This window comes from Streptomyces venezuelae, from assembly GCF_008642375.1.
Taxonomy (GTDB): domain Bacteria; phylum Actinomycetota; class Actinomycetes; order Streptomycetales; family Streptomycetaceae; genus Streptomyces; species Streptomyces venezuelae_G.
On record NZ_CP029194.1, the window covers coordinates 5,294,599 to 5,315,747 of the forward strand.

Sequence of the window (21,149 nt, forward strand, 5' to 3'; positions counted from 1 at the left end):
TCAAACCTCATCCGACCCTGCCCTCCCCTTGGGACGCCCTTTACTCATCGCGTCCGTGACGCTCCTAGGTGCACACGCCCTCCGCCGCGTTCCGGCCGGTGAAGGTCGGAGTCGTGGACGGCGTCGGGGTGTCGGCGTCGTCGGGCTTCCCGTCGCCGCCTGCTCCGCCGCCGGTCACACCGCCTGTCCCGCCGCTCCCGTCACCGCTCCCGCCGTTCTCCTCCTCGGAGTGCGGAGTGACGAGGACGGGCTTGTCCTCCCTTAGCTGGCGGAAGAGTTGACTCGCCGCCGGCTGTACCAGTTCGTCCCGATTCGCGTCATACGTGTACGGGCGGCGCGGCACCGTGAGGAACTGCACCTTCTCCGTCGGGACCGACCGCATCGCACGCGCCAGGTCGTACAGGTCCCGCAGCGAGTCGAGCCCCGGGTCGGTCGTGATCGCCTTCGTGGCCGCGTCCAGGACCGGGTAGAGCTTGGTCGGGTTCAGCAGCACCCCGTCGCTCTGCACCTTGTTGACGAGCGCGCCGAGGAACTGCTGCTGCCGGTCCATGCGTTCCGTGTCGCTGCCGTTGCCGATGGACTTCCTGGCCCGTACAAAGCCGAGCGCCTGCTCGCCGCGGAGCGTCTGGCGCCCCGCGGGCAGCTTCAGCTTGGCGTCGGCGTCGTCGACGGGCTCCTTGAGGCAGACCTCCACCCCGTCCACGGCGTCGACCATCTTCTTGAAGCCCCGGAAGTCGATCACCATGTGGTTGTCGACGCGGATCCCGGTCAGCTTCTCGACGGTACGGATCGTGCACGCCGTACCACCGAACTCGAAGGCGAAGTTGAACTGCGCGAACTGCTCGCGGGTGCGGGTCCCGTCGGCCTTGGTGCAGCTCGGGATCGTCACCATCAGGTCGCGGGGGAGGGAGACGGCCGTCGCGCTCGACTTCTCCGCCGAGAGGTGCAGCAGGATCGTCGTGTCGGAGCGCTCGGTGCCCTTGTCCTTGCCGTACTTGCGGTTCCCCTCGCCGGTCCGGGTGTCCGAGCCGATGAGCAGGATGTTCCTGGCGGCGGTGGCGCCCGCCGTCGGCCGCTCCTTCTCGTACTTCCGCAGCTCGGCGGCGGCCGTCGTGTCCGTGGTGATGTTGCCGTCGAGCTTCCGGTAGAACCACCAGCCGACCCCGGCCGCGATCAGCACCACGGCCGAGAGCCCGAGGGCCGTCCACCGCAGCCAGTGGCGCTTGCGCGGCTCCTCCGGAGCACCGGGCGCCGCGTCTTCCTCCGCCGGGGGGTCCGGTTCGGCGGGCGTGCCAGCACGGTCCGTCACGTCAGTCCGTCCTTCGAGGCGTCGGCGGCGCGCCCGGCGGCCACCGGTCATGGAAGGAGACGGCCGAACCCGACGCATGGTTGTGCGGAAGGAGGCGATTCCCCCTCGGCCGATCATGTACCGGAGTCGGCGCGGGGACGCGGGGACTCGGCGCGCGACTACGCCGAATGGGGTCCTGCGAGTCGGGCGGGGCCCGGGGTCCTGCGTGTCGGGCGGCGCCCAGGTCGGTGGGGGCGCACGCCAGGAGCGGATCGACGGGCGTCGGGGCTGGGGTGGGTGGCCTTCCTGAGGGCGGGCGGGTGGCCGCTGTCACTCGCCGGCAGCCGTCAGAGCGCGGTGTGGGTCACCCGCTCGCTCTCCACGCGCTTCTCCAGGGCCTCGGGCGTGAGCCGGTCCAGGTTCCGGCACAGGACCACCGAGGCGCCGGCCGCGAGGGGCGCGTACAGCCCGGTCGAGAGTCCCTCCCAGCCGTCGTAGCCGAGACCGGAGAGCAGCCGGGAGCCGGGGGTGAGGCCGAGGGCCGCCGCGTCCACGCGGGCCTGCTCGACGAGCTGCTCGCCGCTGCGTTCCGTACCGTCGACGACGAGGGCCGGAGCCTCCGGGTCCACCGGTACGAACGGCGCGAACCGGTCGCCCTGGCTCGGCACCTCGACCGCGTAGTCCGCGTACCCGGCGGGCGGGGCGGGGAAGCGGCGGCCCAGCGGCGCCAGCGAGAGCGCGATCCGCTCGCCGGAGCAGGCGAGACCCGCCTCCAGCGTCTCCGGCCCCGCGACCACGACATCGGCGTCGGCGGGATCGCCGCCGGCCTCGACGACCACCCCGACGGAGGAGCAGGCGAGCAGCCAGACGGCCGTCTGCCAGTGCGCGGGCAGCAGCAGCGCGAGCCGGTCGCCCGGCGCGGCGGACAGCTCGCCCTGGAGGAGGTTCGCCGTCTTGGCCACCCAATTGGCGAAGGTGGCGACGGACAATTCCACGCGCTCACCGGTGGCGTCGTCGTAGAAAGTGACCAAGGGGCGGGCGGGGTCCGCGGCGAGCGCGGATCGCAGCAGGTCGGCGGGGGTGCGGTCGCTGGCGTTCACGCCGGACAGCGTACGCGGGCGGGCGCGCGCGGTCCTCCGTACCGGTGACGCCGTCCACCGGTCGGCCCGACGGTCCGTCAATTTCCGCGCGGATTCCCGGCGCGCGGAACGCGCCGGGGATACGCACGATCGGCCCATGCGTGCCTCACTCGCCACCTCGATCGCCGTCACCTGCGCGGCGGTGCTCGCCCTGCCGGTCTCCCTCGCCGCACCCGCGGCGGCCACGGCGCCACCGGAGGCCGTCGCGCTGCCACCGGGGCCCGAGCGGCTGCCCGGCTCCACCCAGTCGCTGCCGCTCGAGCCCCTGCACGGGTCCGTACGCGGATTCGGCGGCAGAGCCGGCTCCGATCCGGCGGAGCGGGGCCTGGCCCGACGCGACGTCAGACCGTTCTCCCTCCTCGGCGTCGTCTGGGACGACCCGGTGGCCGCGCTGCACGGCACGGTGCAGGTCCGCACCCGGGCCACGGGCGGCGGGGCCTGGTCGCCGTGGCAGGACGTGGAGACCCACAACGACGAGCACGGCGCCGACCCGGAGACCACGGAGGGCGCCGGCCGGGCGCTCAAGGGCTCCACGGCACCGCTGTGGGTGGGCGACTCGGACGGCGTCGAGATCCGCGTACGGGGCGAGGAGCAGCTCCCGGAGGGCCTCCGCCTCGAACTGGTCCACCCGGGCACCGACCCGGGCGACGCGGTCCCCCAGGTCCGTACGGCGGCCGCCCCGGACGGCCCGACGGCGGCGGAGGCGGCGGCCAGCGCGGTCAACTCGCAGCTGGCGCCGTACGGCGCGGCCTGGATCCCGGCGCTGTCGAAGGAGGCGACGGAAGTGACGTTCCGCCACTTCCCGGAGATCTTCGCCCCGGCAAGGCCGGCGGAACCGGCGAAGGTCACCCCCGTCGCGGCGGCCCCCGCGAAGCCGTACATCGGCCCCCGCCCCAAGATCATCACGCGCAAGGGCTGGGGAGCGGACGAGAAGCTCCGCGAGAAGGGCTTCGTCTACACGAAGAGCATCAAGGCGGCCTTCGTCCACCACAGCGCGACGGGCAACAACTACACGTGCCGCCAGGCACCCTCCGTCCTGCGCAGTATCTACCGCTACCACGTCCAGAGCAGTGGATGGCGGGACTTCGGCTACAACTTCGCCATCGACAAGTGCGGCACCATCTACGAAGGCCGTGCGGGGGGCGTGGCCAAACCCGTCCTCGGCGCGCACACCCTCGGCTTCAACACCAACAGCATGGGCGTCGCCGTCCTCGGCAGCTACGACAAGAGCACTCCGCCGGCCGCCGTGCTCACCGCAGTCGCCCGGCTGACGGCCTGGAAACTGGGGCTGCACGGGGTGAACCCGAACAGCACGACGTACCTGACCTCGGGAGGCGGAAACCTGTACAAGAAGGGCACGAAGGTCAAGCTGCGCACCATCGCCGGACACCGTGACGGATTCGCCACTGCATGCCCCGGCGCACGCCTGTACGGCAAGCTCGGCACGGCCAGGACGACCTCGGCGAAGTATCAGGGGAGGCGCTGATGGGGTCAGCCGGGCAACCATCCGCATAAACTGACCGGTCACATAGCACGGACGACCGAGACGGGCGGGCGGACCGGCCCCGAACAGGAAGCAGAGACGACAAGGTGACTGAAGCGATCCTCCTGGTCGGTGGCAAGGGCACGAGGCTGCGGCCCCTCACGGTCAACACGCCGAAACCCATGGTCCCGGCGGCGGGCGTCCCCTTCCTGACGCACCAGCTGGCCCGCGCCCGCGCGGCCGGCGTCGAGCACATCGTGCTCGCCACCTCCTATCTGGCCGAGGTCTTCGAGCCGCACTTCGGCGACGGCTCCGACCTCGGCCTGAGCATCGAGTACGTCACGGAGGAGGAGCCGCTCGGCACCGGCGGCGCGATACGCAACGTCGCGTCGCGCCTCCACTCGGGCCCGGACGAGCCGGTCCTGATCTTCAACGGCGACATCCTCACGGGCCTCGACATCCGGGCGCTCGTCGACACCCACGCCTCCTCCGGCGCGGACGTCTCGCTCCACCTCACCCGCGTCGAGGACCCGCGCGCCTTCGGCCTGGTCCCCACCGACGCCACAGGCCGCGTCACAGCCTTCCTGGAGAAGCCGCAGACGCCCGAGGAAATCGTCACCGACCAGATCAACGCGGGCGCGTACGTCTTCCGCCGCTCGGTCATCGACACGATCCCCACCGGCCGCCCGGTCTCGGTCGAGCGCGAAACCTTCCCGGAACTCCTCTCCTCCGGAGCCCACCTCCAGGGCATGGTCGACTCCACGTACTGGCTGGACCTCGGTACCCCGCAGGCCTTCGTCCGAGGCTCCGCCGACCTGGTCCTCGGCCGCGCCCCCTCCCCGGCGGTCCCGGGCCGCTGCGGCGACCGCCTGGTCCTCCCGTCGGCCCGGGTGGCCCCGGACACCAAGCTGACCGGCGGCACGGTCATCGGCGCGGACGCGGTGGTCGGCGAGGGCGCGCGCATCACGGGCTCCACCATCCTGGCGGGCGCGGTCGTCGAACCGGGCGCGGTGATCACCGACTCCCTCGTCGGCGCGGGCGCCCGCATCGGAGCCCGTACGGTCCTCACGGGCGCGGTGATCGGCGACGGCGCCCAGGTGGGCCCGGACAACGAACTCCGGGACGGCATCAGAATCTGGTGCGACACCACCCTTCCCGCCAACGCGGTCCGCTTCTCCTCGGACCAGTAATCCAAAGGCCGGGCCCCAAATGGGGCCCGGCTTCCGCGCCCCGCGCTTCCGCGCCCCGCGCTTCCGCGCCCCGCGCTTCCGCGCCCCGCGCTTCCGCGCCCCGCGCTTCCGCGCCCCGCGCTTCCGCGCCCCGCGCTTCCGCGCCCCGCGCTTCCGCGCCCCGCGCCGGGCCTGCCGCCCCCCGTTGTGGGCATGCGTTCCGCCGGGGCGGAACGGGTGGGCACAACGCCCCCAGGGCGATGCCCGCCCCCTGCTCGTCCACCCCCAGGACCCGCACAGCACCACGCCGGACCCGCGCGGGCCTCGCGCCAAGCCCCGCACGCGGACCCGCACAGGCCAACCCCCAAACCCCCGCCCGCGCCCCGGCTACGCTCGTAACCATGGCCGGCCGCTTCCCACCCCCCACCCACCCCACCCGCACCACCGTGCGCGGCGGCCACGTCCCCGTACCAACACCCCCCGAGACCCCCGACGCCCCCGTAGACCTAGGCCTCACCCTCGGCCCCCTCCGCCGCGGCCCCGCCGACCCCACCTTCCGCGTGACCCCCGACGGCTCGGTCTGGCGGGCCAGCCGCACCCCCGACGGCCCCGGCACCCTCCGCGTGGCCGTCCGCGACGGCAAGGCCGAGGCCGAGGCCTGGGGCGCGGGCGCGACCTGGCTCCTGGACCGCCTCCCGGCCCTCCTCGGCGCCGAGGACGACCCGTCGGCATTCGTCCCCCGCCACAAGCTCCTCCTGGCGACCCACCGCCGCCGCCCCGGCCTCCGCCTGACGCGCACGGGCCTGGTCCTGGAGTCGCTGATCCCGACGGTCCTGGAGCAGAAGGTCACGACGACGGAGGCGTACGGCGCCTGGCGCCTGCTCGTACGGAAGTTCGGCGAGCCCGCCCCCGGCCCCGCCCCCGACGGCATGTACGCGATGCCCGACGCCCGGACATGGACCCAGATCCCGTCCTGGGAGTGGCACCGGGCGAACGTCGACGGCAAGCGCGCGGCGACGATCGTCCGCGCGGCGCGGGTCGCGGCCCGCCTGGAGGAGGCCGCGCACATGACCCCGCCGGCGGCCCGCGAGCGCCTGGAGCTGATCCCCGGCATCGGCCCCTGGACGAGCGCCGAGACGGTCCAGCGCAGCAACGGTGCGCCGGACGAGGTCACCACCGGCGACCTCCACCTCCCGGGCATCGTCGGCTGGGCCCTCGCGGGCGACCGCACGACCGACGACGAGGCGATGCTGGAGCTCCTGGCCCCGTACGAGGGCCAGCGCCACCGGGCGGCCCGCCTGGTCCTCCTCAGCGGCCGAGTCCCGCCCCGCAGGGCACCCCGCATGACGCCGGGCAACATCACGCGCCTCTGACGAGGCTCAGCCCCGCCCCGGCCCCGCCTCAGCCCCGCCCCCGCACCGCCTCAGCGCACCTCGACGAACTCCGCCGCGATCCGCCCCGGCCGCTCCTTCGGCGGCCCCGCCGCATGCCCGATCGCCACCGCGCCCATCGGGTCCCAGCCCTCCGGCAGCCCGAGGACGTCCCGTACGACGTCCCGGCAGAACATCGTCGACGACACCCACGCCGAGCCCAGCCGCTCACCCGCGAGCGCCACCAGGAAGTTCTGGACCCCCGCGCCCGCCGCGACCACGAACATCTCGCGCTCGGCGGCGTCCCGGCGCGGGTCGCCGTAGTGGTGGGCGCCGTCCATGACGAGGCACGGCACCGCCAGATACGGGGCGTTGCGCAGGACGTCCCCGCGCCGCACCCGCTTGGCCACCGACTCCTCGGACTTCCCGTCCCGCCGCAGGTCCTCGACCCACGCGTCCCGCATCGCGTCGAGCAGCCGCGTCCGCGACTCCGGCGACTCGAGCAGCACGAACCGCCAGGGGGTGGTGTGGTGCGGGGCCGGCGCCGTCACGGCCGCGGCGACCGCTCGCCGGACCGCGCCCGGGTCGACGGGCTCGTCGGTGAACTCCCGTACGGTCCGCCGCAGCGTCACCGCCTCCCGTACCGCCTCCGACGTCCCGAGCCGGAACATGTCGTCGGCGGCGACGCGCACGAGCGCCCGCGCCCCCGGCTCCTCGTCCCCGGCGACGACGTGCCGCAGACCGCGGACGACGGCGACCGGCAGCCCTTCGGCCTTGCCTTTCACCAGGTCGCCCGCGGCGGCGAGTTCGTCGGCGGTGGCGACCACGGTCGCGCTCAGCGGATTGCCCTGCGCGTCGGTCCCGCCGCGGAGGTCGTCGAGGACCCGCACCCCCGCCGCGCCGATCGCGACGTCGGTGAGGCCGGTACGCCAGGGCCGCCCGAAGGTGTCCGTGACGACGACCCCGACGTCGACGCCGAGCGCCTCCCGCAGCCCCGAACGGATGTGCCGCGCCGAGGCGTCGGGGTCCTCCGGCAGCAACAGCACCGTCCCGGGAGGGGTGTTGGAGGCGTCCACCCCGGCAGCGGCCATGACGAGGCCCTGCCGGTTCTCGACGATCCGCAGGGTGCCGCGCCGCGCCACCACCCGTACCGTCTCGGCGTCTATGGCCTCCTCGCGGTCGTCGGCGGCGACCACGCGCCCCTCGGCCTTGCTCACGATCTTGGAGGTGACGAGGAGGACGTCCCCGTCGACGAGGCCGGGCGAGACGGAGGCGATCAGCTTGGCCAGATCGTCCCCGGCGGCCACCTCGGGCAGCCCGCCCAATGCCCAGACCCGGTACGAAGGAGCCTCGGGAGCCCCCGCCTCCCGAGCCGCCCCGGCGGCAGTCGTCACCGCAGCTCCTCGGCGAGCGCCAGCGCCTCACGCGCCATCGCGGCCGTCGCCTCCACGTCCGTCATCATCAGCGGCACCGCCCGGCAGCGGATGCCCGCCGCCTCGACGTCCGCCACGGCGCCAGCGTCCACGGTGTCCACGAGCCAGCCGCCGACGAGTTCGGAGCCGTAGTGCAGGGCGACCGCCGTCGCCGTGGACTCCACGCCCACCGCCGCGAGCACCTTGTCGGCCATGCCCCGCACGGGCGCGTCGCCGACGATGGGGGAGAGGCCCACGACCGGCGTCCCGGAGGCCGCGGCGGCGACGATCGCCTCGCGGATCCCGGGCACGGCCAGGATCGTCCCGACGCTCACCACGGGGTTGGACGGCGGGAAGAGGACGACGTCCGCCTCGGCGATCGCGTCGAGGACGCCCGGCGCGGGCTTCGCCGCCTCCGCGCCGACCGGCACGACGGCCTTCGCGTCCACGGAGGCGCGCAGCTTCACCCAGTACTCCTGGAAGTGCACGGCCTTCTGCTCGCCGTCGACCTCGATCGCGACGTGCGTCTCGACGCGGTCGTCGGACATCGGGAGCAGCCGCACGCCCGGCTGCCAGCGGGCGCACAGCGCCTCGGTGACGGCGCTCAGCGGGAAGCCCGCGCCGAGCATCTGCGTGCGGACGATGTGGGTCGCGAAGTCCCGGTCGCCGAGGCCGAACCACTCGGGTCCGACGCCGTACGCCGCGAGCTCCTCCTTGACCGTGAAGGACTCGTCGAGGCGGCCCCAGCCCTGTTCCTCGTTGATGCCACCGCCGAGGGTGTACATCACCGTGTCCAGGTCGGGGCAGACCTTCAGCCCGAAGAGATGGATGTCGTCACCGGTGTTGCCGACGACCGTGATCTCCGCGTCGGGAGCGGCCTGCTTGAGGCCGCGAAGGAAGCGGGCACCACCGATGCCACCGGCCAGAACCACAATGCGCATGGACAGCAGTCTGTCAGGCGACGACGACCTCGGGGGCGGCCGGGGCGCACTGGGCCTGCAGCGACTCGTGCATCGGCATCTCGGTCAGGCCGGGGAAGTAGACGTGGAGGCTGACGGCCGGTTCGAGGGAGTCGTTGACGACCTCGTGGACGTACCCCGGTGCGAAGACCCGCTGCGAGCCCGGCGCGAGCGTCCGCGTGCCCCTGTCCGTACGCTCCGTCAACTCGCCGTCCAGGACGGTCAGGACGCCGGAGGAGACGCCGTGGTCGTGCAGCCCGCTGCCCTGCCCGGGCACCCAGGAGAGGAGCCAGACCTCGTAGCCGGGGCCGGTGCGGAGCCGGTGGTACCAGCGGGTCGTGGCGTCGTACTCGACGTACGGGGCCCACTGGGAGCGGTCGTCGGCGATGGAGCGCGCGAGCCCGGCGAACTCGGCCACCGTGACGGGGTGGGCGCGCTCGGGCTGGAGGAGGTGCGGGACCTCGAGGATGTCGCCGGCGATCTGAAGGTCGCTGTCCATGTTCATGGGTGGGGAGGTTCCTCAGCAGAAACAGAAGCGGTGGGGGTCACGAAGAGGGGGTGACACAAGTGACACGAAGGTGACGCTGGGTGACGCTGGGGGGAAGAAGCTGGAGCTCTACGGCATCAACAGCTGGAACAACAACAGCAACAGTCGACCTGGACAGCGCGGCGGAACCCACGGGCGTGGGTCGCGGCGGTCGCAGTGGTCGCTGGCATGCCACCAAAGGTGGCGGGAAGGGCACCCGACTGTCAACCCAATGCCCGATTTGGCGGTAATGTTTCACCTCATCCGGTTACAGTGCCCGGAGAAAGGTTTGTTCAGGTGCGGACCAGGAGAGATGGCGCTTCAACCGTGCCCGTAAACATGGCGGCGTCAGACGGCGAGCCCCCGGCTCGATCGCCACTCTCCGTGATCGGACTGTGATCCGGATCGCTTCCATGGCTGGATCGCAACAAGATCCAAGTCTCGGACGTCCTTTCTTGCGAGGGGCCTGTGCGGTACGGCCAGGCCGGCGGCATGTGTCACGTTTTTGGTGATTTGAACACTTTCCGCATAGGCTTGGTTCCGCAGAGTGAATACGAGGCCCAATAGCAGATCTCGGCTTGACTCGCACAGAGCACGAACTTGTAATTTCACTCGTGTCGTTCGGCCGGGTTCGGCAACGGCCACATCACGGGGACGCACAGAACAGACGAGGGGCGCACATGACCGAGTTGTTCCAGGAACTGCTGGTCGAGGACGCGGACGAGGAACTCGGCTGGCAGGAGCGCGCGCTGTGCGCCCAGACCGACCCCGAGTCCTTCTTCCCCGAGAAGGGCGGCTCGACCCGCGAGGCCAAGAAGGTCTGCCTCGCCTGTGAAGTCCGCTCCGAGTGCCTTGAATACGCCCTGCAGAACGACGAGCGGTTCGGCATCTGGGGCGGCCTCTCCGAGCGCGAGCGCCGCCGCCTGAAGAAGGCCGCGGTCTGAGCCCGGTCACGGAACGGCTCCCGAAGCCTTCCGGGCCCCGCGCGCCGAAGCGCGCACACCAGGACATGACGAACGGTCCGCCCCCTGTGCTCCGTCACAGGCGGCGGACCGTTCTGCGTGTTCTGTCCACGGCCGTCGTCCACAGGCCTCTGTCCACAGGGGCGGACCGTCTCGCGCACAGCCGTTAGTGTGGGCCTCCGTCCGAGACGCACCCCACGCCCCCCGCGGGCGACCCCGGCCGGAGGGCCCGTAGCTCGATGTCCTCAACTCCTGAGTTTCCGCGACACGTCGTCACCGCCGTGCTCGTCACCCACGACGGTGCCCGCTGGCTGCCGGACGCCCTCGCCGGGCTGCTCGCCCAGGAGCGCCCCGTGCAGAACGTGGTCGCAGCCGACACCGGCAGCGCCGACGACTCGGCACGCCTCGTCGCCGAGGCCATCGGCGCCGACCGCGTCCTGCACCTCGCGCGCCGCACCGGCTTCGGCACCGCCGTCGAGGAGGCCGCCCGCACGGCCCCCACCCTGGGACCCGAGGACCTGCCGTACCTGAAGCGCCCCTCCGGCTGGGACCCCGTCAGCCGGACGTGGAACGACGACGCCTACGACCTCCCCGAACTCCCGCACGGCGAACCGGTCCAGTGGCTCTGGCTCCTCCACGACGACTGCGCGCCCGAGCCCGGCGCCCTCGCCGAACTCCTGCGCGTCGCCGACTCCGACGAGTACGCCGCCGTCGTCGGCCCCAAGCTGCGTGGCTGGTACGACCGGAAGCAGCTCCTCGAGGTCGGCGTCTCCATCGCCCACACCGGCCGCCGCTGGACCGGTCTCGACCGACGCGAGCAGGACCAGGGCCAGCACGACCAGGTCCGCCCCGTCCTCTCCGTCTCCACCGCCGGCATGCTCGTCCGCCGCGACGTCTTCGAGGAGCTCGGCGGCTTCGACCGCCGCCTGCCCCTCATGCGCGACGACGTCGACCTCTGCTGGCGGGCCCACTCCGCCGGCCACCGCGTCCTCGTCGCCCCCGACGCGGTCCTCCGGCACGCCGAGGCGTCCGCCCGCGAGCGCCGCACGGTCGACTGCGCGGGACGGACGGCAGCGAGCCCGCACCGCGTCGACAAGGCCGGCGCCGTCTATGCGCTCCTGGCCAACACCCGCGGACGCGCCCTCCCGTACGTCCTCCTGCGACTCGTCCTGAGCACCCTGATCCGGACGCTCGCCTCGATCGTCGGCAAGGTGCCCGGCCAGGCGGTCGACGAGGTCACCGGCCTCCTCGCGACCCTCCTGCGGCCCGAGAAGATCCTCGCCGCCCGCAAGCGGCGCAAGAACGCGGCGGTCGCGCCGAGCGAACTCCGCCCGCTCTTCCCGCCGCCGGGCGCGACGGTCCGCGCGGCCGTCGAACAGCTCGCGGCGAACATCGGCGGCGCGGAGGCGGACGCGGGCGGCTCCCGCCACGGCGTCGTCGAGTCGGGACCGGGCGGTGACGACGCCGACTACCTGGAGATCGAGCAGTTCGCCCGGCTCAAGAAGATCGCCCGCAAGCCCGGCCCGGTCCTCTTCGGCCTCCTGCTCCTCATCTCCCTCGTCGCCTGCCGCAACCTCTTCGCGGGCGGCTCGCTGGCGGGCGGCGCCCTGCTGCCGACCCCCGACACGGTCTCCGACCTCTGGTCGCGGTACGCCGACGCCTGGCACGCGATCGGTACGGGCGGCACCCAGACGGCACCGCCGTACCTCGGCGTCCTGGCCGCGCTCTCCGCGCTGTTCCTCGGCTCCACCTCGACGGCGCTGACGGTGCTGCTCGTCTGCTCGGTCCCGCTGGCCGGCTTCACCGCGTACTTCGCGGCCCGGCCGATCGTCGAGTCCAGGCTCCTGCTCGCCTGGGGCGCCGTCGCGTACGCGTTCCTGCCCGCGGCGACCGGCGCCCTCGCGACAGGCCGGCTCGGCACAGCGGTCCTGGCGATCCTGCTCCCGCTGATCGCCCGTGCGGCGGTCTCGGCCCACGGCTTCGACCGGCCCGACCGCGGCAGCTGGCGCGCGACCTGGGCCTATGCCTTCCTGCTGACGTTCGCGACGGCGTTCACCCCGGTCGTGTGGCCGCTCGCGGTCCTCCTCGGCCTCGGCGTCCTCGTCGTCCACCGCTCCGACATCACCGCGTACGGGCTCCGCTTCCTCGCGGCCGTCGGCACCCCGATCCTCGCCCTCGCGCCCTGGTCGCTCTCCCTGCTCACCGACCCCGCGGCCTTCCTGCGCGAGGCAGGCCTCGACGTCCGTACGGGCACGGCCTCGGCGCTCGACCTGCTCGCGACGAGCCCCGGCGGACCCGGCACGACAGGCGGCCTCCTCCTGATCGGCCTCGTCCTCGCGGCGCTGGCCGGCCTCCTGCGCGAGGAGCGCAGGTTCGCTGTCCTCGCCGCCTGGGCGGCAGCCCTCGCGGGACTGCTCTTCGCGGTCCTCTCCAACGGCGCGGACGGCACCGGCTGGGCCGGCCCGGCCACGCTCGTCTACGGCGCGGCCCTCATCGCGGCGGGCATGATCGGCGCCGAGGGCGGACGCACCCGCGTCGCGGCCCACGGCTTCGGCTGGCGCCAGCCCGTCGCCGCCCTCATCGCCCTCGCCTGCGCGGTCGGCCCGGCCGTCGCCGCCGCCGGCTGGATGATCGGCGGCGCGGACACCCCGCTGACCCGGCGCGACCCGGTCCAGGTCCCGGCCTTCGTCGCCGAGGAGAGCGGCACCCGCGACCAGCCCCGCACCCTCGTCCTCGGCAGCACCTCGCCCGGCGAGGTCACGTACACCCTGGTCCGCGGCTCCGGCGCCCGGCTCGGCGACGCCGAACTGTCGGCGGCGGCCGAGACCGCCCCCCGCCTCGACGAGGTCGTCGCCCACCTCGTCGCCGGCTCCGGCGCCGACCAGACCCGGGAACTGCGCGGCTACGCGATCCGCTACGTCCTCGTACGGGACGGGGCGCCGCGCCAGATGAGCCGCGTCCTCGACGCGACCCCCGGCCTCAGCCGCCTCAGCCAGCTCGACGGCAGTGCGCTCTGGCGCGTGGACCGCGAGATCGCCCGGATCATGATCGTCCCGCCGGCCGCGAAGAACGGGGACACGGCGAAGGAGGAGGCGGCGGCCGAGCCGGTCGCCGTCGCGGCGGGCCCCGTCGAGGCGCACACCGAGATTCCCGCCGGCCCCTCGGGCCGCGTCCTGCGGATCGCCGACCGGGCGGACGAGGGCTGGACCGCGACCCTCGACGGCAAGGAGCTGACGAGGACCACCGTCGACGACTGGGCCCAGGGCTTCGAGCTCCCCGCCCAGGGCGGCCGCCTCGACCTCACGTACAACCAGCCGCTCACCCACTCCGCGTGGACCTGGACGCAGGTCGGCCTCGCCGTCGTCCTGCTCATCCTCGCCCTGCCGGGCCGCCGCCGCGAGATCGACGACGACCTGCCCGAGGAGGAGCCGGCGATCCCCGCGCAGGCGACCGACGGCGACGGCCGACGCGCGCGCCGGCTGCGCGCCGCGGCGGAGGCGGAGGCCACCGAGACCGGTGCGGACGACCAGGACTACGCACCGGCCCCCGTCCCGATCCCGGAACAGCAGACGTACGACCCCCAGGACCAGGCGCACGAACAGGCCCAGGAACAGGCCCAGGAACAGGCCTGGGACGGCTCCGGGTACGACCCGGCCTACGCCCACGCCGACCGGACGCAGGACCAGGGCGGGCAGCAGGACGCCACGCACGCCCAGCCGTACGCGGACCAGGGCTACTACCAGGAGTACGCGGCGGACCCGTACCAGCAGCAGCCCCAGCAGTACGCGTACCCCCAGCAGGGCTATGAGCAGCAGCAGCCCCAGCAGTACGCGGAGCAGGGCTACGAGCAGCAGTACGACCCGCAGGCCCCGTACGAGCAGCAGCAGCCGCAGCAGCAGTACGACCCGTACGCCTACGGGTACGAGTACCCCCAGGGTCACGAGACCGAGCAGCGTCCCGACGGGAGCAGCAACCAGTGAAGCGCACGACCCTCTCCCTGATCGCGGTCGCGACGGCCCTCGCGGCGGTCACCGGCTTCGCCACCCTGACCACCCAGGACGCCCCGGCGGCCCCCGTGGCCAAGGCCCCCACCCGCCTGCCGGTGGAGCGCGCGGGCCTGGTCTGCCCGGTCCCGAGCACCTCCGAGGTGGCCGAGACCGTCTACACCTCGTACACCCCGGCGGGCACGGCCTCGGCCGGCGGCGCCACCAAGGCGGAGCAGCCCACGGCCCGGCTGCTGCCGGCGGCGAGCGGGGCGACCCCCGGCGGCGGCTCGGGCGGCGGAAAGAAGTCCAAGGCCCCGAAGGCCCCCGCGACCGTCACCGCCCCCGGCAAGCCCGTGACGGCCGAGGCGAACGGCGCCGCGGTACCCGCCCTCACCGGCTCGGCGACCGGCACCCTGGCCCCCGGCTGGACCGTCCAGCAGACCACCGTCGTCACGGCGGGCGGCGCCCGCGGCCTCCTCGGCCTCACCTGCGGCGCCCCCGACACGGACTTCTGGTTCCCGGCGGCCTCCACCGCCAAGGAGCGCCAGGACTACGTCCACCTCACCAACCCGGACGACACGGCCGCCGTCGCCGACATCGAGCTGTACGGCCCCGAGGGCGTCCTCAAGTCCCAGTTCACCGAGGGCATCCCGGTGCCGCCCCGCTCCACGGTCCCGGTCCTGCTCTCCACCCTCACCGGCGAGGCCGCCCAGCGGGACGTCACCGTCCACGTCACCACCCGCAGCGGACGCGTCGGCGCGGCGATCGGCGCGGCCGACGACAAGCTCGGCAGCGACTGGCTCGCCGCCGCGGCGGACCCGGCGAGCAGCGCGGTGCTGCCCGGCATCCCGGCCGACGCGACCTCCGTACGGCTCGTGGCCTTCGTCCCGGGCGACGACGACGCCGACCTCAAGATCCAGCTGGCCACCCCGACGGGCACGATCGTCCCCGCGGGCGCGGGCAGCGGCACCCTGCACGTGAAGTCCGGGATGACGGCCGCCCTCGACCTGCCGGGCCTCACCCGGGGCCAGGCGGGCTCCCTGCTGCTCACCCCGAGCGACCCGAAGAAGCCGACCCCGGTGGTGGCCGCCCTCCAGGTGGTCCGCGGCAAGGGCGAGAGCACCGAGATCGCGTTCGTCCCGGCGACCGCGGCGATCTCCGCCCGCGCGACGGTCGCCGACAACCGGGCCAAGGCCTCGACGATCGCCCTCACGGCGACCGGCTCCGACGCCCAGGTCAAGGTCACGGCCTCGGCGGGCTCGCAGGGCGGGACGCCGGCGTCGAAGACGGTCACCGTCAAGGCGGGCACGACGACGGCCCTGACCGACCTGGTCCCCGGTGGCGTCAAGGGCGGCTACGCGCTGACCGTGGAACCGGTCTCGGGCGGCAAGGTGTACGCGTCACGGATGCTCGCGCTGCCGGAGGACGGCGTCCAGATGTTCACGGTCCAGCCGCTCGCCGACGACCGGGGCACGGTCGAGGTCCCGTCGGCGCGCCAGGACCTCAAGGTCCTCGGAGACTGAACCGGGCGGGGGAGACCCTCAAGGGTGAAGAACCACCCTTGAGGGAGGAAATCGAGCCCCTGCCCGTGCGGGGGCTCAGTCCTGCCCGTACCGGGGGTCGACCGACTCGGGCGAGAGCCCGAGGAGCTCGGCGACCTGCTCCACGACCACCTCGTGGACGAGCAGCGCGCGCTCGTCGCGGCTCTTCGAGCGGATCTCGACAGGCCGCCGGTAGACGACGACCCGGGCGGGCTCGCCCTTCTCGGCGGGCGCCGAACCGCCGAGCGGCACCGTCTCCTCCGAGACGGAAGGCGGCACCTCCATCACGAGGAACTCGATGTCGGCCAGCTGCGGCCAGTGCCGTTCGAGGCGCTCGACCGAGTCCAGCACCAGATCGCGGAAGGTGTCGGCCCGGCTCGTCGAGAGCGGCACCTGGGGCGGGGCGACGGGCCCCCGCATCCCGCGCCCGTGACGGTCGCGGCGGCGGACCCGAGGCTCCGCCGGGGGCTCCGTGGAGGGGTGCGAGGAGTTCGGCGGCACAGGACTGTCCATCACTGACGCAGCGTAACCCTCCTCGGTGTTTCCGCACCGTGGCGGATCCTCGCCAGGTTTTCCGGCGCGACGGCCCCGGCTGTCGAAACCTGAACATTCCGACCGTTCACGCGCCTGAATCGACAGCGTGTCGCGATCGGCCATCTGGCCGTGGTTGACCGGATTTGTATCCCCGACTGTCCGGATCGCCTCCTGCCCCCAAGGCCGTACGCCCCCTCCCGTGCAGGTCAGTGCAGCCATGGCGCGAATGGGGGTGGCAGAGGTCACAGCGCGACACGGGGGAGTGACCTGAGGGAGAGTCGTCGCGGCCCGGTCAAGAGTGCGGTACCGTCCAACGTCGTGAGCCCTGTACGTCGCTGTTCGCGCACCGCGTGCGGCCGCCCTGCCGTCGCGACACTGACGTACGTCTATGCCGACTCGACTGCGGTCCTCGGCCCGCTCGCCACCTACGCCGAGCCCCACTGCTACGACCTGTGCGCCGAGCACAGCGAGCGCCTCACCGCGCCACGCGGCTGGGAGGTGGTGCGGCTCACCGACGGTTCCGCCCCCGCCCGCCCCAGCGGCGACGACCTCGAAGCCCTGGCCAACGCGGTACGGGAAGCGGCCCGCCCCCACGAGCGCGCGGCCGAGGCCGGCGGCAAGGGCGGCGGAGGCCGAGGCGGAGACCCGATGGAGGTCGGCCGCCGCGGGCACCTCAGGGTGCTCCGTTCGCCCGACAACTGACACCAACCGGCCACTGTCCGCGTACCCCTGATCCGCTCCGGGTAGCTTTGGCGTTCCTACGCGCGCCGCACACGCGTGCCGAGAAACTCAGGAGGGTGGATCCGTGACTGTCGATCTGTCGCAGATCGTGAAGGCGTACGACGTCCGCGGAGTGGTACCGGACCAGTGGGACGAGAAGCTCGCCGAGCTCTTCGGCGCCGCCTTCGTACGGGTGACGGACGCGGACGCGATCGTCGTCGGCCACGACATGCGCCCCTCGTCGCCCGGTCTCTCGGCCGCCTTCGCGCGTGGCGCGGCCCGCCTCGGTGCCGACGTCACCCTCATCGGGCTCTGCTCCACCGACCAGCTGTACTTCGCCTCGGGCAGCCTCGGCCTGCCGGGCGCGATGTTCACGGCCTCCCACAACCCGGCCCAGTACAACGGCATCAAGATGTGCCGCGCCGGCGCCGCTCCCGTGGGCCAGGACACCGGCCTCGCCGACATCCGCGCCCTCGCCGAGGAGTGGACGGAGACCGGCGCCCCGGAAGCCGCCGCGACCCCCGGCACGATCACCGAGCGCGAGACCCTCGACGACTACGCCGCCCACCTCAAGGGCCTGGTCGACCTCACCGCCATCCGTCCGCTGAAGGTCGTCGTCGACGCGGGCAACGGCATGGGCGGCCACACCGTCCCCACGGTCTTCGACGGCCTCCCGCTCGACACCGTCCCCATGTACTTCGAGCTCGACGGCACCTTCCCGAACCACGAGGCCAACCCCCTCGACCCGAAGAACATCGTCGACCTCCAGGCCCGCGTCCTCGCCGAGGGCGCCGACCTCGGCCTCGCCTTCGACGGCGACGCCGACCGCTGCTTCGTCGTCGACGAGCGCGGCGAGCCGGTCTCCCCGTCCGCGATCACGGCCCTCGTCGCCGCCCGCGAACTCGCCAAGAACCCCGGCGGAACGATCATCCACAACCTGATCACCTCCTGGTCCGTGCCCGAGGTCGTCCGCGAGAACGGCGGCGCCCCCGTCCGCACCCGCGTCGGCCACTCCTTCATCAAGGAGGAGATGGCGAAGACCGGCGCCATCTTCGGCGGTGAGCACTCGGCGCACTACTACTTCAAGGACTTCTGGAACGCGGACACGGGCATGCTCGCCGCGCTCCACGTCCTGGCGGCCCTGGGCGGGCAGGAGGGCACCCTGTCCGACCTGGTCTCCGTCTACGACCGCTACGCCTCCTCGGGCGAGATCAACTCCACGGTCGCCGACCAGACGGCCAGCACGGCGAAGGTCAAGGCGACGTACGCCGCCGTGGACGGGGTCACCTTCGACGACCTCGACGGCCTCACGGTCACCTCCGCCGACTGGTGGTTCAACCTCCGCGCCTCGAACACCGAGCCGCTGCTCCGCCTCAACGTCGAGGCCCGCGACGAGGCCACCATGACCAAGATCCGCGACGAGGTCCTGGCCCTGGTCCGGCAGGCCGGCTGACATCACCCCACCGGAGGACGGAGGGGCCCGGCCACCGAGCCGCGTCCCCCGTTCCCCGGCGGTAGGCTGACCTGGCCCGAAGGGCAGCACCACCACCGTTTGTTCGAAGGGACACCCCATGCCGCTCGAAGCCGGCCTCCTGGAGATCCTGGCCTGCCCCGCGTGCCACGCTCCGCTGAACGACCGCACGGCGGACGAGACCCCCGAACTGGTCTGCACCGGCACGGACTGCGGCCTCGCGTACCCGGTCCGCGACGGCATCCCGGTCCTCCTCACCGACGAGGCCCGCCGCCCGGCCTGACCCACGGTGCGCCCCGCCCCGAGCCCCCTGACACCCGGCCCCGGTACAGACCGCACACCCGCACCCCAGGGCCCGGGTCACAGAACCACGCCCACGGGAAGCCCCGGCCCAACTGCGCCCCACCCCACACCGCCCGACCTGCCTCCTCGGCCGGACGTGGACCGCCGGGCGGGCGTGGGTCACAGGGCAGGCCTGGATCGCCTCGCGGGCGTGAATCCCCGGGCTGATCCGGGCCGCCGGGCCGGCGTGGGGCTTCGGGTTGACCCGGACCCTTGGGCTGGCGTGGGCCTTCGGGATGACCTGGATCCCCGGTCGGACCTGGACCCCTGGGCTGGCGTGGGCCCTCGGGCTGATCTCGACCGTCGGGCCGGCCGGGGCCTCTGCGTAGGTCTGGATCCCTTGGCTGACCCGGACCCCCAGGCCGACCCGGTCGGCACGGTCGGCACGGGCAACCACACGGTCATTCCCGCCGAGGGCGAGGCACGGCGCGCTCTCACCGGGCGAGCGCCGCACCACGACACCGGCCTGTCGAGCCGTCCGGCACCCCCACGCAGCCGCCCCCGCCGGGCCACCGCCCCGGACCGCCCCGCGACCGCCTGGCGGCGCGATGCGCCGCAGCCGGCGACGGCTGCCAAGCCCCCTCGCCGCGCCGCGCCGCGACCGAAGCCGACGTCGACGGCGGCTTCGGCGTCGGGCAGTCGGACCCACAGGCCCCACACCGGCCCACGGGCAGGCACCCCACCCGACACCCCCGGAGGGCCCGCCGCCGACGGCGAACACCACCCCCGGGAAGGCCCGCACATCTCCCTCCCCACCCGCACCACCCGTGCGTACGGGAACACAAGAAGCCCTGCCGAAGGCAGGGCGGCACACCATCACGAACAACACCCCCGGCACCGGCTCCGCACCACCAGGAACCCGCCCACAGACACCCCGCACCCACCCGGGAGGCACCGCCACATGCTCGACGAGACGCTCCTCGACGCACCGGACGCCCTCGCCCTGGCCGACCGCCGCGGTCTCCTGCGCGGCGCCGCCGAAGCAGGAGCCCGGGTACGGACGGCCGCCCGCCACGCGAGCGAGGCCGGCATCGCCGATCTGCACCCCGAGGGCCGCCCCCGCGCGGTCCTGGTGGCGGGCCCCGGCACCGCGGCCGCGGGCGTCGCGGACCTGATCGGCGCCCTCGCGGGAGCCTCGGCCCCCGTCGTACGGCTCCAGCCGACCGGCGTCGCCCCCGCGGCGGGCGCCCTGCGCTGGGCCCTGCCCGGCTGGGCGGGCTCGGTCGACCTGCTCCTGCTGCCCACCACGGACGGCTCGGAACCCGGCCTCGCCCTCCTCGCCGAGCAGGCGTACCGCCGCGGCATCACGGTCGTCGCCGTCGCTCCCAAGGCCTCCCCGCTCGCCGAGGCGGTCGGCGGCTCGCACGGCCTGTTCGTCCCGATGGCCACCGCGCCGAACGAGTCGCCCGACGAGTACGCGGAAAGCCTCGCGGCGAGCCCGGGCGCCCTGTGGGCCCTGTTCACCCCACTGCTCGCCCTCCTCGACAGGGTCGGTCTGGTCGACGCGCCACCGGAGGCCCTGGAGAAGGTCGCCGACCGTCTCGACCGGACGGCCGAACGCTGCGGCCCGGCCATCGCCACGTACAGCAACCCGGCCAAGACGCTCGCGGCCGAACTGGCCGACTCGCTCCCGCTGATCTGGACCGAGGGCTACGCGGCGGGCCCCGCAGGACGTCGCTTCGCGAGCGTCCTGGCCGAGCTCGCGGGCCTGCCTGCGCTCGCGGCGGAACTCCCGGAGGCCCTGCCGGCGCACGGAGTGCTCCTCGCGGGCGACTACGCGGCGGGCGCGGACCCCGACGACTTCTTCCGGGACCGGGTGGAGGAGCCGCAGGCGCTGCGGGCCAGGGTCGTCCTGCTGCGCGACAGGCCGGGCGGCCTGACCGCGGCCCCGGCGGCCAGGGAGCTGGCCCTCGGTCACGAGACGGCCATCAGCGAACTCGAACCGGAGGAGGGCGGCGACCTTGAAACCCTGGCCGAACTGCTCGCGGTGACCGACTTCGCCGCCGTCTACCTGGCCCTGGCGACCCCGGGCCGCCCGGACCACAGCACCCACTGACCACCCACCCATTCCCCCCGCACCCACCCACTCGACCTCCCACCCACATCACACGACCCACTCGCAACCCCTCCCACACCCACCGCGTCCATCACCCCGTCACCACCAGACCCCCCGCCCCGTCACCCACCCGTCACCCGCCCCCTGTCACCTGTCATCCGACACCCCTCACCACCCGTCACGACTCCGAG

At 73.6% G+C, this 21,149-nt stretch carries 16 protein-coding genes; 10 read left to right on the forward strand and 6 right to left on the reverse strand.

The window, feature by feature from the left end:
* Positions 1–64 precede the first annotated feature (64 nt).
* Together DEJ46_RS24405 and DEJ46_RS24410 are read right to left on the reverse strand one after the other, a co-directional pair.
* Entirely contained in the window at positions 65–1,309 is a 1,245-nt protein-coding gene (locus tag DEJ46_RS24405; protein ID WP_150269657.1) for an LCP family protein, read from the reverse strand.
* A gap of 326 nt (positions 1,310–1,635) precedes the next feature.
* The gene (locus DEJ46_RS24410; protein ID WP_150269659.1) at positions 1,636–2,388 is read right to left on the reverse strand and encodes a TIGR03089 family protein; all 753 of its coding nucleotides are present in this window, start codon (positions 2,386–2,388) and stop codon (positions 1,636–1,638) included.
* Between the two features lie 136 nt (positions 2,389–2,524).
* On the opposite strand from DEJ46_RS24410, the gene DEJ46_RS24415 reads away from it, so the two are divergent.
* The 3 genes from DEJ46_RS24415 (at position 2,525) to DEJ46_RS24425 (ending at position 6,452) form a co-directional block, all read left to right on the forward strand.
* Entirely contained in the window at positions 2,525–3,913 is a 1,389-nt protein-coding gene (locus DEJ46_RS24415) for a peptidoglycan recognition protein (protein WP_150269660.1), read from the forward strand.
* A 104-nt stretch (positions 3,914–4,017) separates the two neighbouring features.
* Positions 4,018–5,100 (forward strand): sugar phosphate nucleotidyltransferase, encoded by a 1,083-nt coding sequence (locus DEJ46_RS24420; protein WP_150269662.1) that lies wholly within the window; start codon positions 4,018–4,020, stop codon positions 5,098–5,100.
* 380 nt (positions 5,101–5,480) lie between these two features.
* Entirely contained in the window at positions 5,481–6,452 is a 972-nt protein-coding gene (locus DEJ46_RS24425) for a DNA-3-methyladenine glycosylase family protein (protein ID WP_150269664.1), read from the forward strand.
* 50 nt (positions 6,453–6,502) lie between these two features.
* Here DEJ46_RS24425 and DEJ46_RS24430 read toward each other — a convergent pair whose 3' ends face one another.
* Genes DEJ46_RS24430 through DEJ46_RS24440 form a run of 3 tightly spaced genes read right to left on the reverse strand, consistent with a single transcriptional unit; the run spans position 6,503 to position 9,325 of the window.
* Complete coding sequence (locus DEJ46_RS24430; protein WP_150269666.1) at positions 6,503–7,843, reverse strand: coenzyme F420-0:L-glutamate ligase; 1,341 nt, start codon at positions 7,841–7,843, stop codon at positions 6,503–6,505.
* A complete protein-coding gene (gene cofD, locus DEJ46_RS24435) occupies positions 7,840–8,802 on the reverse strand; it encodes a 2-phospho-L-lactate transferase (protein WP_150269668.1) in 963 nt (320 codons plus the stop codon). Before cofD ends, DEJ46_RS24430 begins: the two co-directional genes overlap by 4 nt.
* A 13-nt stretch (positions 8,803–8,815) precedes the next feature.
* Entirely contained in the window at positions 8,816–9,325 is a 510-nt protein-coding gene (locus DEJ46_RS24440; protein WP_150269669.1) for a cysteine dioxygenase, read from the reverse strand.
* Between the two features lie 701 nt (positions 9,326–10,026).
* Between DEJ46_RS24440 and DEJ46_RS24450 the strand changes: the two genes are divergently transcribed.
* The 3 genes from DEJ46_RS24450 to DEJ46_RS24460 all read left to right on the forward strand — a co-directional run bounded on the left by DEJ46_RS24450 (position 10,027) and on the right by DEJ46_RS24460 (position 15,817).
* Positions 10,027–10,290, forward strand: a complete 264-nt coding sequence (locus DEJ46_RS24450) for a WhiB family transcriptional regulator (RefSeq protein WP_015033978.1) — start codon at positions 10,027–10,029, stop codon at positions 10,288–10,290.
* Positions 10,291–10,547: 257 nt separating this feature from the next.
* Positions 10,548–14,288 carry a glycosyltransferase family 2 protein gene (locus DEJ46_RS24455; protein ID WP_150269671.1) on the forward strand — a complete coding sequence of 1,247 codons (3,741 nt, stop codon included), beginning with the start codon at positions 10,548–10,550 and terminating at the stop codon, positions 14,286–14,288.
* The gene (locus DEJ46_RS24460; RefSeq protein WP_150269673.1) at positions 14,285–15,817 is read left to right on the forward strand and encodes a DUF5719 family protein; all 1,533 of its coding nucleotides are present in this window, start codon (positions 14,285–14,287) and stop codon (positions 15,815–15,817) included. The genes DEJ46_RS24455 and DEJ46_RS24460 overlap by 4 nt, the downstream gene beginning before the upstream one ends.
* Before the next feature lie 75 nt (positions 15,818–15,892).
* Here the strand turns inward: DEJ46_RS24460 and DEJ46_RS24465 are convergent, their stop codons facing one another.
* Positions 15,893–16,348, reverse strand: coding sequence for a metallopeptidase family protein (locus tag DEJ46_RS24465; protein WP_150269675.1), 456 nt, complete (start codon positions 16,346–16,348; stop codon positions 15,893–15,895).
* Between the two features lie 288 nt (positions 16,349–16,636).
* On the opposite strand from DEJ46_RS24465, the gene DEJ46_RS24470 reads away from it, so the two are divergent.
* The 4 genes from DEJ46_RS24470 to DEJ46_RS24485 all read left to right on the forward strand — a co-directional run bounded on the left by DEJ46_RS24470 (position 16,637) and on the right by DEJ46_RS24485 (position 20,958).
* Positions 16,637–17,071, forward strand: a complete 435-nt coding sequence (locus DEJ46_RS24470; RefSeq protein ID WP_079037939.1) for a DUF3499 domain-containing protein — start codon at positions 16,637–16,639, stop codon at positions 17,069–17,071.
* A 103-nt stretch (positions 17,072–17,174) separates the two neighbouring features.
* Complete coding sequence (locus DEJ46_RS24475; RefSeq protein WP_150269677.1) at positions 17,175–18,542, forward strand: phosphomannomutase/phosphoglucomutase; 1,368 nt, start codon at positions 17,175–17,177, stop codon at positions 18,540–18,542.
* A 118-nt stretch (positions 18,543–18,660) separates the two neighbouring features.
* Positions 18,661–18,843, forward strand: a complete 183-nt coding sequence (locus DEJ46_RS24480) for a Trm112 family protein (RefSeq protein ID WP_030221689.1) — start codon at positions 18,661–18,663, stop codon at positions 18,841–18,843.
* A 960-nt stretch (positions 18,844–19,803) separates the two neighbouring features.
* Positions 19,804–20,958 carry an SIS domain-containing protein gene (locus tag DEJ46_RS24485; protein ID WP_150269679.1) on the forward strand — a complete coding sequence of 385 codons (1,155 nt, stop codon included), beginning with the start codon at positions 19,804–19,806 and terminating at the stop codon, positions 20,956–20,958.
* Positions 20,959–21,149 lie beyond the last annotated feature (191 nt).

Bases quoted from the DNA above. Each gene is read 5' to 3' on its own strand.
- DEJ46_RS24485 (WP_150269679.1), top strand. From the start codon at position 19,804: ATGCTCGACGAGACGCTCCTCGACGCACCGGACGCCCTCGCCCTGGCC.
- DEJ46_RS24480 (WP_030221689.1), top strand. From the start codon at position 18,661: ATGCCGCTCGAAGCCGGCCTCCTGGAGATCCTGGCCTGCCCCGCGTGC.
- DEJ46_RS24415 (WP_150269660.1), top strand. From the start codon at position 2,525: ATGCGTGCCTCACTCGCCACCTCGATCGCCGTCACCTGCGCGGCGGTG.
- DEJ46_RS24465 (WP_150269675.1), bottom strand. From the start codon at position 16,348: ATGGACAGTCCTGTGCCGCCGAACTCCTCGCACCCCTCCACGGAGCCC.
- DEJ46_RS24455 (WP_150269671.1), top strand. From the start codon at position 10,548: ATGTCCTCAACTCCTGAGTTTCCGCGACACGTCGTCACCGCCGTGCTC.
- DEJ46_RS24450 (WP_015033978.1), top strand. From the start codon at position 10,027: ATGACCGAGTTGTTCCAGGAACTGCTGGTCGAGGACGCGGACGAGGAA.
- DEJ46_RS24440 (WP_150269669.1), bottom strand. From the start codon at position 9,325: ATGAACATGGACAGCGACCTTCAGATCGCCGGCGACATCCTCGAGGTC.
- cofD (WP_150269668.1), bottom strand. From the start codon at position 8,802: ATGCGCATTGTGGTTCTGGCCGGTGGCATCGGTGGTGCCCGCTTCCTT.
- DEJ46_RS24425 (WP_150269664.1), top strand. From the start codon at position 5,481: ATGGCCGGCCGCTTCCCACCCCCCACCCACCCCACCCGCACCACCGTG.